Below are 15012 nucleotides of genomic sequence, written 5' to 3' on the forward strand. Positions count from 1 at the left end.
TTGCTTTCCTATCTTACAAATAATACGCATAACCGTCAATTCATTTTTCTTTGTTTCAAATATTATTGAACTAAACTATTTGAGTTACGTATTATCTTAGTAGTTCTTTGCTGGAAACGCAACGTCTTTTTTGCTCGTCCCATAACAATTTTTCATAATAAAGTTTTGAAGCATAACGCTCAGAATGAATGCACCCGCTTGTAAAAGCGTAAAAAGAACAAGTGAAGTGGTAATAGATACCAGCAAAACCCCATAGTGAATCAGCAAAATATCTACTATACGTAGCCCTGCTATAATCATTCCAGCTCCCACAAAAAATTCTTTAGCTACACTCCAAACGAGGAGAATCGTAACAATACAAACGTAAATTATCGTTGCATTTACGGAATCATGAGTAGCCGACGCAAACCATCCTGTATAAAACCAATTATTATGAAAATATGCTAACAGCATAAACATAATAGTAGAAGTAATGGCGAGCATTCCGAGAAAAAATGTAGCGTAATGCACAAATGTCATATACCGTTCTGTTAGCCATACATACCAAATCTTTGAAATGCTAAAGCCTATAGTCATTAAAACGCCTGTATAAACTGTTTTCCACCAGTGATGTGTATAAATATCCCAGTGTAAAAATAATTCTTCAACCCCCATAAACATAGCTGAAATAATTAAAATATAGCGAAATTTTAATTGATAAGCAGCTACCACCATAGCCATGATTGGAAAAGCAAACGCTTGAGAAGTTAAAGACCCAAACAAATTATCAAAATATTCATTGGTCATAAAATCAGGATCGTAATTGTAACTTTCAAACAACACAAATACAACATACTCTAGTACATAAGCCATTCCAATGATAAAGAAAAGCAAAACGACTAGCTTTTTATCTTTTTTACGTATGAATACCGTAAGCAAAACGGCTGTGCTGATAATAATCAATGCAAAAAAAGCAGTATAATGAGGCATAGACGTCTCCCTTTTACGACCTAATTATTACTTAGAGTAAGACGTTTTAGCCAAATTATACATAGCTAGCTTCTATTCAAAAGAGCTTGAGACATAACTACATCAATTCAATCTAAAGGCGAACAAACGGGATACATGAGATAGTATGGATCGCTTTCTACACTGCAGCTGATTTCCGCGCAAGACTACTTCGCTTTACGCGGGGTCACACTTCTTCCGCTTTTCCCCCAGGAGTCTTTACTTTATCCTTTAATCTACAGTTAGAAGCCAATACATACATGAAACCTGCGTTCACCCTGCCAATGAAAAAATCCGAACGATTCATCGTTCGGATTTTCCTTCAACTAACGTACTTTTGTTTCAGCCTCTTTTAACTCTTCAGCTTATAAAAACTGGAATGGTATCTATTATCCTTCAATCATTTTTGAAAGGTTAGCCATTTCGATAGCTGATGCTGCAGCTTCCCATCCTTTATTTCCTGCTTTTGTTCCTGCACGCTCAATTGCTTGCTCAATTGTTTCGGTTGTTAATACACCAAAGATAATTGGCACGCCTGTTTGTAAGCTTTGAGATGCAACGCCTTTTGCTACTTCATTACATACAAAATCAAAGTGTGGAGTAGCTCCTCGAATAACGGTTCCTAGCGTAATAACCGCATCATATTTTTTAGATTCAGCTAATTTTTTAGCGATTAATGGAATTTCATAAGCGCCCGGTACCCAAGCCACATCTACATCTTCATCAGCTACGCCGTGACGTTTGAGCGCATCTTCTGCTCCACTAAGTAAACGGCCTGTAATAAATTCATTAAAACGCCCTACCACGATTCCGATTTTTAATCCTGTGCCTACTAAATTTCCTTCATATAAATGATTCATCTCTTGTTCCTCCTGCTAGTAGTAATATATAGTTATTTACATTTCTTTTCATGAATTAGCTTCATTTGTTATAACGAAAAAAAGTGTAAACTTATAAATGTAATAAATGACCTAGTTTTTTAGCTTTGGTATCTAAGTATTTTTTATTGGCATCCACTGCCGGCATTTGAAGAGGCACTCTCTCTACCACTTCAAGGTCGTAGCCTTTTAGCCCAGTAATTTTACGAGGGTTATTCGTTAAAAGCTTCATTTGTTTGACTCCAAGGTCTTTTAAGATTTGAGCACCGATTCCATACTCTCGTAAATCCGCAGCAAACCCGAGTTTTTCATTCGCTTCTACGGTATCGTATCCTTCTTCCTGCAGCTTATATGCTCTTAGCTTATTTAATAAGCCAATGCCTCTGCCCTCTTGACGCATATACAGCAGAATGCCGCGTCCTTCTTCTTCAATTTGCGTAAGAGCCGCGTGAAGCTGAGGACCGCAGTCACAGCGCTCAGAGCCAAACACATCTCCAGTCAAACACTCGGAGTGAACGCGAACGAGAACGGGGCTATTATGATCAATATCACCTTTGATAAGGGCCACATGTTCTTTATTATCAAGTTTATTTGTATATCCTACAGCTTTAAAATCACCAAATGCCGTAGGTAAGCTCACTTCTACTTCACGGCTAATCAGCTGGTCATGCTTGCGGCGGTAGGCAATCAAATCTTTTATTGTAATCATTTTTAAATCGAATTGCTCTGCAATTTTTGTTAAATCCGGTACGCGTGCCATTGTTCCATCTTCATTCATAATTTCACAAATAACACCCGCAGGCTTTCCTCCTGCTAATACGGCTAAATCAACAGCGGCCTCTGTATGACCTGCACGCTGCAGAACGCCCCCGTCTTTTGCAATCAACGGGAAAATATGTCCTGGGCGTTGAAAATCACTTGCTACCGTCGCTTCATTTATAAGAGCCATAACAGTAGCAGAGCGTTCGTATGCACTGATACCTGTTGTACTTGAAATATGATCAATACTTACTGTAAATGCTGTTCCATGTACATCCGTATTGTTCGCTACCATCGGGTGAAGATTCAATTTATGCGCAATTTCTTCATTAATAGGTGTACAAATTAATCCTCTTCCATGAGTAGCCATAAAGTTAATAACCTCAGGGGTCGTTTTTTCGGCTAATGCAATAAAATCTCCTTCATTTTCTCGATCTTCATCATCGCATACAATAACCACTTTTCCCTTTTTTAACTCTTCAATGGCTTCTTCTACTTTATGAAACATCGCTTTCACCTCACTGTTAATTTGTAAAACCATGCTGCTGCAACAAATCCTTCATATTACCTGAACGATTCGAGGCGCCAGGAGTTGACTTATTCGTCATCATTTGATGCATATATTTAGCTAACATGTCGCATTCAATATTCACCTTGTCTCCTCGCTGTTTGTCTCCTACGACTGTGTGAAGCACCGTATGAGGAATAAGAGAAATAGTAAATGATTGGTTGCTGACATCAAAAATAGTAAGACTTGTTCCGTCTACAGAAACAGATCCTTTTAACATCATAAATTCACGAAGTTCAGGGTCGACTTGAATTTCATAATAAAAGGCATTTCCTTTACGTGTTTTGCTTACAATGGTTCCAATTCCATCAACGTGTCCGCTAACGAAATGCCCTCCAAACCGGCCATTTGCAGCCATCGCCCGTTCTAAGTTAACACGTGATCCAACGGTTAGAAGCTGAAGGGTACTTGCTTTAATCGTCTCCGGCATGACGTCGACCGTAAATTCATTTTGAGAGTATGCCGTTACGGTTAAACAAACTCCGTTAACTGAAATACTGTCCCCTAAGTTCACATCTTCTAACACGGTCTTTGCATCAATCGTAAGAACAATTGCTTCTGTAGCCTTTTGAATACGTTTTATTTTTCCAATTTCTTCAATAATACCTGTGAACATTTTCTTCACCTGCTTTGGCGCTATTCCAACTTCTTATGCCGTTTTGAAATAGCAGCTGCTTTTTTTTCATATTTATCTTTCCCCCAACCACTGAAAATAAAAAAGCCCCTTGAACAAATGTCCAAGGGGTCGGCTGAGCTGAATCAGTTTTATCTATGCAAAATTCCGCTAATTGTATACGAAATAAACAGTTATATTTTGTGTACAAAAACAAGGGTAGCTTTAAAAAAGGCAAACCTGTCCCTTATTAATACAACACAAAAAAACAACTGTGCTTCCTGATCCTTCTCCCATCCAGACTTTTACTGTCGGCTCTAGATTTTAACTAGATCCACCGCTAACATACATCGTATGAAAACGGGTCACGGGCTTAAAAGCATATGCTTTATCACCGCCGGTTGGGACTTACACCCGACCCCGAAGGATAATATATTCGACTGCTAGAGTCTTATTTGTTTTACATTATAGCAAAGTAAAATCGACTTGTCACATCATTTAACTTCGTTTTTTCACATCTGTTCTTTAAAATCCAGCTTTTAGCTTATTTTTTCTTTTTTAATACATAGCATCCATACAAAGGCTAGTCCAATATAGCCAAATATCGGATACAAAAACTCAAGAAGCTGAGCATATCCAAATTGCCCGATAATAAAGCATGCCAAGATAATAAACGCAAAAGCTTGCTTATCATTCAGGGGAAGAAATGATTGAAGCTGCTTAGCGATTCCAAATACATTTCCAATCAATGTAGTAAAAATCTCACCTAACACAACTACCGTAAATAAAACATTCACCCACGCTGAGATATTTTTAACAACGGCACTCATCGGAATATCAAGTTGAAATGAATAAGGCAAATTGGAAAGAGCAAGATGCGTAGAAACAAGCATAAACGTAAGTACACACCCTCCTATTACGGCCCCTTTTTTAATCACGCTCCTATCTTTCACAGAGCTTCCTAATGGAACCAAAACGGCCTGAGCCAAAGCTAGATTTAGGGAAATATATAAAAAGGGACTAACCGCCCACTTCCACTGTGTGACGAGCGTTAAGTCTGGCTTCGTTTGAATCAGTGAGAAATAGCTGACATTTGGCACAAAGATGATAAAAGCAAATGAAAGCATCATCGGCACAACAAGAGAATTAACCATTAAAATACCGTTAATTCCTCTTGCGATAAATATATAAGTTAAAACAATTGTACAAATCATCCCAACAGGAGGCCACAGCCCGAACTGTTCTTTTCCTATTGCCCCCGTACTCGCTAGCATGACTGAAGTTACTCCAAATAAAATGACGATCATTACACCGTTTACCGCTTTTCCAAGTACATCACCAAATAAATATGTATTAAGCTGCTGATAAGAAGAAGCCCCAATTGCGTGCGAAAGCAGCATCATTTTCGAACCTAGCCAAATAAAAAACAAGCCGCTGACCAAAATTCCAACCATTCCAAGTTCCCCGTACTGTGTAAAAAATTGAACAATTTCCTTGCCTGTTGCAAAACCGGCTCCTACAACGGTGCCTACATACGTAGCAGCAACCTGCAGCGTGAGTTTCCACCTTTTCATGCCCATCACCCTTCTACCCTTCATAGTTCACTATATGTAGAAACGGTTAAAAAAAGACGAGCCTTTTATATGTAAATCCTCGCCTCACCCGGTGCTGTGCCTTTTTCGTTTTTTTATTTCCTTCTTGTTTTTTTCATGAAAACCCTTTATCCCTTAACATAACGGCAGTTTTCAAACAAAATATACGGATATTTTCCCTTTAGCTTTTAAATTTTCCTCAATATTTGCTGGAAATTCACAATTTACTGTTGTATAATTTCTAAAAATCAGATAAATTATTAAATAAGTATTCTTTCTATTTAAAAAAATATGTTTCAATTATATACAATTGATTCTTATCATGAGAGGTGGAGGGACTGGCCCTTTGAAACCTCAGCAACCAGTCGTTGGAGACATGGTGCTAAATCCAGCAAGCAATTTATTGCTTGGAAGATAAGAAGGCGAAAAAAGTCTTCTTCTTAAGAAGACTTTTTCTATTTTATCGGCATATTGCATAAAACGAATCACTCGTGAAATAGAAGCGGAACAATTTAAGGAGGTTTTGACATGGGGTTACTTGAAGATTTAAAGTCTAAAATTTTAATTGGGGATGGTGCCACTGGTACCCTCCTTTACTCACACGGTATTGACAGCTGTTTTGAAGAACTAAACATCACAAAACCAGAAGAGGTTTCTCGTATTCACAGAGCCTATGTAGAAGCTGGTGCAAACGTTATTCAAACAAATACGTACGCTGCTAATTATCAAAAACTTGCCCGTTATGGATTAGAAGATTCAGTCAAAGACATCAATGTTGCTGGTGTAAAATTAGCGAAACAAGCTGCAAAAGATCAGGCTTACGTGGTTGGTACACTCGGCGGAATTCGTTCTTTCCAAAAAAACGCTATTAGTTTAGAAGAGGTTAAGCGAAGCATTCGTGAACAAATGTTTTGGCTTTTAAATGAAGGCGTGGATGGCCTTTTATTTGAAACATACTATGATTTCGAAGAATTAAAGACCGTTCTTACACTGGCAAGAAAAGAAACGGATAAGCCTATTATCACCCACGTTTCCCTGCATGATATTGGCGTACTGCAAGATGGGCGTCCTTTAGCAGATGCATTAAAAGAATTAGAAGACTTGGGAGCAGATGTTGTCGGGCTAAACTGCCGTTTAGGTCCTTATCATATGATTCAGTCTCTTGAAGAAGTACCGCTTCCTGATCGAGCTTTCTTATCTGCTTACCCTAATGCCAGCCTTCCGGCGTATGTAGAAGGAAAGCTGGAATATGAAACAAATGAAGACTACTTTGTAGAAAGCGCGCGTTTATTCCGCGAACAAGGGGTTCGCTTAATTGGAGGATGCTGCGGTACAACACCAGCCCACGTACGCGCAATGTCATCTGCCTTAAAAGATTTGCCTCCGATTACAAGTAAAGTCGTTAAAATGAGACCAGCCGTTACGGTTCAAGAGCGTGAGCAGCAGGATAAACCTCATATGCATGAAATTGTGAAAAAGCGCCGCTCGGTTATCGTCGAGCTAGATCCACCTAAACAGCTTGGCCCGACGAAATTTTTAGAAGGCGCAAAAGCACTTGATAAAGTCGGCGTAGATGCTATTACATTAGCTGATAATTCTCTTGCCTCACCTCGCATCAGCAACTTGGCAATGGCAACACTGATGCAGCAAGAAACAAAAGCACGACCGCTTATTCATATTACCTGTCGCGACCGAAATTTAATTGGACTTCAATCTCATTTAATGGGACTTCATACGCTAGGAATGAATCAAGTGCTTGCGATTACCGGTGATCCGTCAAAAGTTGGCGATTTCCCTGGTGCCACTTCGGTCTACGATCTATCTTCATTTGACTTGATTAGTTTAATCGCTCAGTTTAATGAAGGACTATCTTATTCCGGCAAACCGCTTGGTCAAAAAACCAATTTTTCCATTGCAGCCGCCTTTAACCCAAACGTGCGTCACTTAGACCGAGCCGTTCAGCGCTTGGAGAAGAAAATCGACTGCGGGGCTCACTATTTCATTACTCAGCCTCTCTATTCAACTAAGCAAATTGAAGAGGTATATGAAGCAACCAAACATTTAACAACACCGGTATACATCGGGATCATGCCGTTAACAAGCGCAAGAAATGCGCGATTTATTCACCATGAAGTACCTGGAATTAAATTATCCGAAGATATTCTAGAGCGAATGGACGCAACGGGAAATGACCGAATTCGCGGTGAAGTCGAAGGCCTTGCGATTGCAAAAAACTTAATTGATACAGCATATGAGCTATTTGACGGTATTTACTTAATTACGCCGTTTATGCGCTATGAAATGACCGAAATTCTAACACGCTATATTCATGACAAGCAACTTGTTACATCAGAAAGGAAGATATAAATGAGCTCACTTATCGAACAACAACTAAAGAAGCGAATACTCGTCATCGATGGAGCAATGGGAACGATGATTCAAGATGCTGATTTAACCGCTGAAGATTTTGGCGGCGAAGAATATGAAGGCTGCAACGAATATTTGACTCGAACAGCGCCTCATGTCATTCAGCGCATTCATGAAGAGTACTTTGCAGCAGGTGCTGACATCATTGAAACCAATACGTTTGGCTCAACATCTACCGTACTTGATGAATACGATTTAGGTCACTTGGCGTATGAATTGAATATCGAAGCTGTGAAGCTTGCTTGTGCAGCCCGCGATAAATATTCAACTCCCGAATGGCCTAGGTTCGTAGCTGGAGCTATCGGTCCTACCACTAAAACGCTCTCTGTTACCGGAGGCATTACATTCCCTGAACTAGTAGAATCGTACGAAGAGCAAGCTCGAGGTTTGTTAGACGGCGGCGTTGACTTGCTTTTAGTCGAAACCTGTCAAGACATGCTGAACGTAAAAGCCGCATTTCTAGGCATCACAGCAGCGTTTGAAAAACTAAAAACCGAAGTTCCTATTATGATTTCAGGAACAATTGAGCCTATGGGAACAACTCTCGCTGGTCAAGATATCGAATCTTTTTACTTATCACTGGAACACATGAAGCCACTTTCAGTCGGACTTAACTGCGCGACAGGCCCTGAATTTATGACGGATCATATTCGCTCTCTTTCAGACCTAGCCACTTCAGCAGTTAGCTGTTATCCAAACGCTGGACTTCCGGATGAAGAAGGCAATTATCATGAATCCCCTGAGCTGCTTGCTCAAAAAATTAAAGGGTTTGCTGATAAAGGCTGGCTGAACTTTGTAGGCGGATGCTGTGGTACAACGCCTGCTCATATTAAAGCACTGGCTGAAGCGGTAAAAGAGGTTGCGCCTCGTTCGCTTGATCGCTCCGAGCATAACCATGCTGTAACCGGTATTGAACCACTTGTATATGACGATTCTATGCGCCCTCTTTTTGTGGGAGAACGTACGAATGTAATCGGTTCTCGCAAGTTCAAACGCCTGATTGCGGAAGGAAAAATTGAAGAAGCATCTGAAATTGCGCGTGCTCAGGTTAAAAATGGTGCTCACGTTATTGATATTTGCTTAGCAGATCCAGACCGTGAAGAAATGGAAGATATGGAGGAGTTTATTCAAGAAGTTGTAAAAAAAGTGAAGGTTCCTCTTGTAATCGATTCAACCGATGAGAAAGTTATTGAAAAAGCTTTAACGTACTCACAAGGTAAGGTCATTATTAACTCCATTAACTTAGAAGATGGTGAAGAGCGTTTTGATGCAATCTTACCGCTAGTAAAAAAATTCGGTGCAGCTCTGGTTGTCGGTACAATCGATGAAACAGGCATGGCCGTTACTGCAGAACGAAAAGTAGAGATTGCTAAACGCTCACATGATTTGCTTGTTGAAAAACATGGCTTTAATCCAAAAGATATTATTTTTGACCCTCTTGTGTTTCCTGTAGGGACTGGTGATGAACAATATATTGGTTCTGCTGAAGAAACAGTTAAGGGAATTAAAATGATTAAAGAAGCCCTGCCTGATTGCCTGACCATTCTTGGCGTAAGTAACGTGTCATTCGGTCTTCCTCCAGTCGGACGTGAAGTACTAAATGCCGTTTACCTTTATCACTGTACGCAGGCTGGACTCGATTATGCCATTGTTAACACCGAAAAATTAGAGCGCTATGCTTCTATTCCAGAAGCTGAAATTGAGCTTGCTAATGCGTTATTATTTAACACAACTGATGAAACGCTAAGCACGTTTACCGACTTTTATCGTGATAAAAAGAAAGAAGCAAAAGTAGAAATTTCTACGTTAACACTCGAAGAACGATTGGCAATGTATATTGTCGAAGGTACAAAAGAAGGATTGCTTCCTGATTTAGAACAGGCTTTAGCTCAGTATGATGATCCGTTAGATATTATTAACGGACCGCTTATGGAGGGGATGGCGGAAGTCGGACGTTTGTTTAATGACAACCAGCTGATTGTAGCAGAAGTGCTTCAAAGTGCGGAAGTTATGAAAGCATCCGTTGCCTTTTTAGAACCTCATATGGAAGCAACTGAAAATGATTCTGGAAAAGGCAAAGTGATTCTTGCGACGGTTAAAGGTGACGTACACGATATCGGTAAAAACTTAGTAGACATCATTTTAAGCAATAATGGTTTTAAAGTAATTGATTTAGGAATTAAAGTAACGCCGCAGCAGCTGATTGAAGCAGTAAAAGACGAAAAGCCAGACATCATTGGCCTGTCAGGTCTTCTAGTAAAATCAGCTCAGCAAATGGTTTTGACTGCACAAGATTTAACACAATCAAGCATTGATGTTCCAATTATGGTAGGAGGCGCTGCCCTTTCCCGTAAATTTACTGACTTCAAAATTGCCCCGGAATATGAAGGTGCGGTCCTCTACGCCAAAGATGCGATGGACGGATTAGCGTTAGCAAATAAGCTGCAGAACAAAGAAGAAGTTATTCAGCTTTTAGCAGATTTAAAAACGCGGCAAGAAAAGAAAGTAACGGTTCGAGAACGCCAGCCTCAAACAGCTCAAGCAGCTACGGCTGTTTTAGAAAGATCCGCCATTTCAACGGACGCCCCTGTTTTTGTACCTGCTGATTTAAAACGGCACGTTGTCAAACACTACGATTTGGCACAGGTTCTTCCGTATATTAACTGGCAGATGCTTTTAGGCCATCACTTAGGACTAAAAGGAAAAGTAAATAAGCTGCTTGCTGAAAAAGACGAGCGTGCTGTTCAATTAAAAGAAACCGTTGATGACCTGCTCGAACTGGCACTAAAAGAAAACTTAATTAAACCTGCGGTTATTTATCAGTTCTTTCCTGCTCAAGCAGACGGAAATGATTTAATTATTTATGATCCTGCTGATGAAAAAACAGAAATTGAACGCTTTACTTTCCCTCGACAAGCAAAAGGACAGTTCCTGTGCTTATCTGATTTTGCAAAGCCTAAAGAAAAAGAGATGGACTATGTATGTTTCTTCTCTGTAACAGCAGGAACAGGCATTCGCGAACGCGCGGCGAAATTCAAAGAAAACGGCGAGTTTTTAAAGAGTCACGTGTTCCAAGCTCTTGCGCTTGAACTAGCTGAAGGATTAGCAGAACGTGTTCATCAGCAAATTCGTGACCGATGGGGATTCCCCGATTCGCCAGACTTTACAATGGCGGAGCGTTTTTCAGCCAAATACCAAGGTCAGCGTTTTTCATTCGGATATCCTGCATGTCCAGACCTTGAAGACCAAGCAAAACTGTTTAAATTAATTAAACCTGAAGACATCGGCATTCAGTTAACAGACGGTTTCATGATGGAACCAGAAGCTTCTGTTACAGCTCTTGTTTTTGCACATCCTGAAGCGAAATATTTTAACGTATTGTAAAACATGGCTGCGACAAATGTATTTTAGTTGAAGAAAGATCCGAACGGTAAATCCAGATTCTTAATTGAGAATCAACTCCGTTCGGATTTTTTCATTGTAATGGTGAACTAGATTTCATGTAGCTGTTTCTAGCTGTTGATTGGAGGACAGGGCGAAGACTCCTGCGAAAAAAAGTAATGTAGTTATGTCTTCATCTCTTTGAATTCACCGCCGGTTTGAGCTTTTTTTATGAGTTTCTTGGGAAACACTGATAGAATAAAGAATGTAATAAATTTGCAACACTCTTATCACAGCAAATTTTTCAGAGAAAGGAATTTTCAAGCAATGATTAAATTATTTGTAAGCGACTTAGATGGCACTCTTTTACACGAAGAAAAATACGTAGAACAGCATAATGCAGACGCACTTAGTGAACTTCAGCGCCAGGGAGTAGAGGTTTGTCTTGCTTCTGGACGAATGGATACGGAAATTTTAAAGATTTCTACTGATATTAATAATACATTTCATCGCATTAGCCAAAACGGAGGATTTGTGTGGACCAAAGAAAATCAAGAACTTCATGGAAAGGTATTTGAAGATGATTTAGCGGTTCAACTTTATAAAAAAACGATAGATCCTAACCGTATTACGCTTGTCTGTTCAAACGACACGAATTATGTGGAGCAGCGAAATGAAATTATTGAAGCAATTGAAACTCACATGTTTTTCCCTATCGAAGAACAAATTGAAATAACGGATTCATTTGGTCACGCTCTTTCTCCATCTAAAATCACGGTTCTTGGAGATCATGATGAAATGGTAGCTCTGCAAAAAGAAGTGAACGAAGAGTTTGGTGATTATATTGATACATATATTTCTGCCAAGCAGTGTTTGGATATTATGCCTAAACACATCAGCAAAGGAAATGCCATTGAAATTTTATTAAATCATCTTCAGCTAAAACCAGAGGAAATTGCATGTGTGGGGGATTCATTTAATGATATTCCTATGTTTCAATTAACGCCGAACAGTTTCGCTATGGCTACAGCTCCTGAAGCTGTTCAGCGCCACGCCTCTGCCGTTGTGTCATCTGTTAGTGAAGCAGCGCGTATTGTATTAGAAAAAAATAAGCAAACAATCTAAAAAAAGCGGTCAACGTTTAAATTGACCGCTTTTATCTATTTAATAAGAAAATGGTAGTTATTTTTTTCGTAAAGAACGAAAAAAATCACCTAAGCTTTTTTGCTTCCCATCTGCATGCTCTCCGTGATTAACCAAGCTGCTGATTCTTTCTCGTCGAACAACAACCATAATAAGAGTGGCAAAAAAGATAATGGAAACGGCAATGACAACCAGTGCAAGAACGGATGCTACAATAGCTTCAGAAGTCGTTAGTGACGATAGCATCTGCCTCGTACACCTCCATTTCGTTTGTGGCGAAAAGGAGCCTAGCAATTAGAAATGCAAATAATTTTTTTTCTCAGCTTGATGCATGTTATTATACACCATTTTCATTTTAGAAGCTGTAGCTTTTAAAGATGTAGACGAATCCACATCTTCGGCTAACATAATGTTTACTAAGTCAACCACAGAACGAGACAACAACTCTACATTATTTTGCAACTCTAATTCGTCATAAGTTGTACGGTCTTGAAGACGAAGTCGAATAATTTCATTTGCTAGCTCCCTAACACGCACTAATTGTTGATGTTCTCCCATAGTATCTCCGCTGCAAGAAACTTATAATCAGCCCTTTTATTGGCTTTTATAAGAGCTAGAAATCCCTGCAGCTTACCCCTCCTTATAAAGATGCCTAGCACACCTTTATGTAAATCACACTTTCACCTTGTTTACATGTATATTCGCTATAGCTGGTTCTTTTTCCTTTTGAAATTAGCAGCCACCTTCAACGACCTTCTTCGTTTATCGTTCAGATTTCAAATTTTTAAGGATGTGATATACGAAAATTAAAACGCCAATAGCAGTAAGTGTTGCTCCTGCTGCCACTACGGGTGTAAAAGCTTGGTTTTCTAGTACGATCATGAAAAATAAACCAATCATCATGACCGGTAATCCTATATTATGCAACCATACGTGCAGTTTGGCTAATTTACTTTCGCTAAACGCAGGAAACAAATAATAAATAATTCCCGCTAACGTAAGCGACGTCCATCCTAATAAATTGATGTGCACGTGAACTGGTGTCAAAGCGTAGCTGTGAACAATTGACATATAATACCCTAATATGATGCCAATTCCAAAATAAACGGCTGATATTTTAATTAATTTAATTCCCATCATTTTCTCCCCCTTATATCCCCCTCCGACTTCTGTACTACTTTACGCAGGAAACGTCATTTTAGAAGCGGCAGATTCGCCAAAGGACACGAAATACGGAGTGTGATATCTAAAAAGAGGATTCTTTACCGCAAACACAAAAAACAGCTGAGCAAAAGTACTCAGCTGTCTATTTTAAGCAATATAATGCAGCACAAAATTCAAGAAAAACAACAGCGCGCTTACATACATAAACATCGATACTTCACGCATTTTACCAAGGAATAATTTAAGCAGTGGATACGCAATGAACCCAAATGCAATTCCATCAGCAATGCTGTACGTAAGAGGAATAAGCGCAATAATTAAAAATGCAGGGAAACCTTCTGTTAAGTCCTGTAAATTGATGTTTTTGATATTTTGAATCATCAATGCTCCAATAACAATAAGAATAGGTGCAATAGCACTATCTGGAACCAGCTTGATAAATGGAATAAACAGAAGTGAACTTAAAAATAAAACTCCTGTAATCAGCGATGTTAAACCCGTTCGCCCTCCGGCTGCAATACCAGATGCTCCTTCTACAGAAGACACCGTTGGACTTGTTCCAAACACGCCGCTTAGCAAAGCTGAGGCAGCTGTTGCTTGAAAGGCCCGCGGAAATTTGCTATCTTGATTCATCATACCTAGCTGACCATGCAACAAACCGATATTTTCAAAAATCAATACCATTGTTAATGAAAAGACAGCTGCCCAAAACGCAACGTCTCCAATGGCTCCAAAAGACAAGGTGCCAAAGCTGCTAAAGAAGTCATTGACGCTCCCAGCGGACTGTCCTTTTTCTGCACTGCTTCTTACACCAAGCAAGAAGGCAAGGACTGATCCAGCAATCATGCTTAACAAAAAGTTACCTTTCACATTTCGGATAAACAGTACGATTGTGATAATTAACGTCAACAGCGTACTGATTACAAACGGATCTGACAAGTCTCCAAGTGCTACAAAAGTGTTCTCGCTTGGAACTACAAGCTTCCCTTTTTGCAAACCGATAAATGTTAAAAATAAGCCAACACCGACTGTTATCGCTTCTTTTAGCGAATGCGGAATCGAAGAGACAATTTTGGCAGACAGTCGTGAAAAAGCTAATGCTATAAAAAGAAAGCCGGATATCACTACTGCTAATAACCCTTCTTGCCAAGATAACCCCATTGATTGAACCATCGTATACGTAAACAACGCATTAATTCCCATACCTGGCACCAGAATAAGAGGCGCATTTGCCCAAAAAGCCATAATAACACAGCCTACAAAAGCCGAAGCTACTGTTGCGAATATTCCTGCTTCAAGCGGAATACCGGCATCAGACAAAATGGTGGAGTTAACAGCAATAATATACACGATGGAAAGAAATGAAATGACCCCAGCTAAGCTTTCTTTTCCAACAGTTGTTTGGTGGTCGTTTAAACGAAACAACTTTTCAAATAATGCGTTCAATCTAATTTCCTTCTTTTCATCTATCCCTCGCCCACCCAGTGACCAAAAATGCCA

At 39.5% G+C, this 15012-nt stretch carries 12 protein-coding genes and 2 riboswitches; of the genes, 3 read left to right on the forward strand and 9 right to left on the reverse strand.

Annotation, left to right across the window (positions count from 1 at the left end; genetic code table 11):
- Positions 1–96: 96 nt before the first annotated feature.
- From ACO1DI_RS21065 to ACO1DI_RS21085, 5 genes are all read right to left on the reverse strand, one after another.
- The gene (locus tag ACO1DI_RS21065) at positions 97–969 is read right to left on the reverse strand and encodes a hypothetical protein (RefSeq protein ID WP_014461033.1); all 873 of its coding nucleotides are present in this window, start codon (positions 967–969) and stop codon (positions 97–99) included.
- A gap of 407 nt (positions 970–1376) precedes the next feature.
- Complete coding sequence (ribE, locus tag ACO1DI_RS21070; RefSeq protein WP_013056007.1) at positions 1377–1847, reverse strand: 6,7-dimethyl-8-ribityllumazine synthase; 471 nt, start codon at positions 1845–1847, stop codon at positions 1377–1379.
- 91 nt (positions 1848–1938) lie between these two features.
- Positions 1939–3132, reverse strand: coding sequence for a bifunctional 3,4-dihydroxy-2-butanone-4-phosphate synthase/GTP cyclohydrolase II (locus ACO1DI_RS21075; RefSeq protein WP_042992567.1), 1194 nt, complete (start codon positions 3130–3132; stop codon positions 1939–1941).
- Between the two features lie 16 nt (positions 3133–3148).
- Entirely contained in the window at positions 3149–3808 is a 660-nt protein-coding gene (gene ribE, locus ACO1DI_RS21080; protein WP_013056005.1) for a riboflavin synthase, read from the reverse strand.
- Positions 3809–4086: 278 nt separating this feature from the next.
- Positions 4087–4237: riboswitch (FMN riboswitch) on the reverse strand.
- Between the two features lie 107 nt (positions 4238–4344).
- Positions 4345–5379: an amino acid/polyamine transporter II gene (locus tag ACO1DI_RS21085; RefSeq protein ID WP_258523591.1), complete on the reverse strand. Its 1035-nt coding sequence runs from the start codon at positions 5377–5379 to the stop codon at positions 4345–4347.
- A gap of 332 nt (positions 5380–5711) precedes the next feature.
- Positions 5712–5818, forward strand: a riboswitch (SAM riboswitch).
- A gap of 107 nt (positions 5819–5925) precedes the next feature.
- Between ACO1DI_RS21085 and ACO1DI_RS21090 the strand changes: the two genes are divergently transcribed.
- The 3 genes from ACO1DI_RS21090 (at position 5926) to ACO1DI_RS21100 (ending at position 12330) form a co-directional block, all read left to right on the forward strand.
- A complete protein-coding gene (locus tag ACO1DI_RS21090; protein ID WP_014461038.1) occupies positions 5926–7764 on the forward strand; it encodes a bifunctional homocysteine S-methyltransferase/methylenetetrahydrofolate reductase in 1839 nt (612 codons plus the stop codon).
- The gene (gene metH / locus ACO1DI_RS21095) at positions 7765–11208 is read left to right on the forward strand and encodes a methionine synthase (protein ID WP_014461039.1); all 3444 of its coding nucleotides are present in this window, start codon (positions 7765–7767) and stop codon (positions 11206–11208) included. It abuts the gene before it with no gap.
- A gap of 324 nt (positions 11209–11532) precedes the next feature.
- Positions 11533–12330: a Cof-type HAD-IIB family hydrolase gene (locus tag ACO1DI_RS21100; RefSeq protein WP_014461040.1), complete on the forward strand. Its 798-nt coding sequence runs from the start codon at positions 11533–11535 to the stop codon at positions 12328–12330.
- A 57-nt stretch (positions 12331–12387) separates the two neighbouring features.
- Here ACO1DI_RS21100 and ACO1DI_RS21105 read toward each other — a convergent pair whose 3' ends face one another.
- The 4 genes from ACO1DI_RS21105 to ACO1DI_RS21120 form a co-directional block, all read right to left on the reverse strand.
- The gene (locus ACO1DI_RS21105) at positions 12388–12594 is read right to left on the reverse strand and encodes a hypothetical protein (protein ID WP_014461041.1); all 207 of its coding nucleotides are present in this window, start codon (positions 12592–12594) and stop codon (positions 12388–12390) included.
- Between the two features lie 48 nt (positions 12595–12642).
- A complete protein-coding gene (locus ACO1DI_RS21110) occupies positions 12643–12906 on the reverse strand; it encodes a hypothetical protein (protein ID WP_014461042.1) in 264 nt (87 codons plus the stop codon).
- A gap of 204 nt (positions 12907–13110) precedes the next feature.
- A complete protein-coding gene (locus ACO1DI_RS21115; RefSeq protein WP_029325096.1) occupies positions 13111–13485 on the reverse strand; it encodes a cbb3-type cytochrome c oxidase subunit I in 375 nt (124 codons plus the stop codon).
- Positions 13486–13659: 174 nt separating this feature from the next.
- Positions 13660–14958 carry an NCS2 family permease gene (locus ACO1DI_RS21120; protein WP_014461044.1) on the reverse strand — a complete coding sequence of 433 codons (1299 nt, stop codon included), beginning with the start codon at positions 14956–14958 and terminating at the stop codon, positions 13660–13662.
- Positions 14959–15012: the final 54 nt, after the last annotated feature.

The organism is Priestia sp. 40, assembly GCF_049368575.1.
In the GTDB taxonomy this organism is placed as follows: Bacteria; Bacillota; Bacilli; order Bacillales; family Bacillaceae_H; genus Priestia; species Priestia zanthoxyli.

Coding starts and splice junctions, on each gene's coding strand:
- ACO1DI_RS21065 (WP_014461033.1), bottom strand. CDS start 969: ATGCCTCATTATACTGCTTTTTTTGCATTGATTATTATCAGCACAGCC.
- ribE (WP_013056007.1), bottom strand. CDS start 1,847: ATGAATCATTTATATGAAGGAAATTTAGTAGGCACAGGATTAAAAATC.
- ACO1DI_RS21075 (WP_042992567.1), bottom strand. CDS start 3,132: ATGTTTCATAAAGTAGAAGAAGCCATTGAAGAGTTAAAAAAGGGAAAA.
- ribE (WP_013056005.1), bottom strand. CDS start 3,808: ATGTTCACAGGTATTATTGAAGAAATTGGAAAAATAAAACGTATTCAA.
- ACO1DI_RS21085 (WP_258523591.1), bottom strand. CDS start 5,379: ATGAAAAGGTGGAAACTCACGCTGCAGGTTGCTGCTACGTATGTAGGC.
- ACO1DI_RS21090 (WP_014461038.1), top strand. CDS start 5,926: ATGGGGTTACTTGAAGATTTAAAGTCTAAAATTTTAATTGGGGATGGT.
- metH (WP_014461039.1), top strand. CDS start 7,765: ATGAGCTCACTTATCGAACAACAACTAAAGAAGCGAATACTCGTCATC.
- ACO1DI_RS21100 (WP_014461040.1), top strand. CDS start 11,533: ATGATTAAATTATTTGTAAGCGACTTAGATGGCACTCTTTTACACGAA.
- ACO1DI_RS21105 (WP_014461041.1), bottom strand. CDS start 12,594: ATGCTATCGTCACTAACGACTTCTGAAGCTATTGTAGCATCCGTTCTT.
- ACO1DI_RS21110 (WP_014461042.1), bottom strand. CDS start 12,906: ATGGGAGAACATCAACAATTAGTGCGTGTTAGGGAGCTAGCAAATGAA.
- ACO1DI_RS21115 (WP_029325096.1), bottom strand. CDS start 13,485: ATGGGAATTAAATTAATTAAAATATCAGCCGTTTATTTTGGAATTGGC.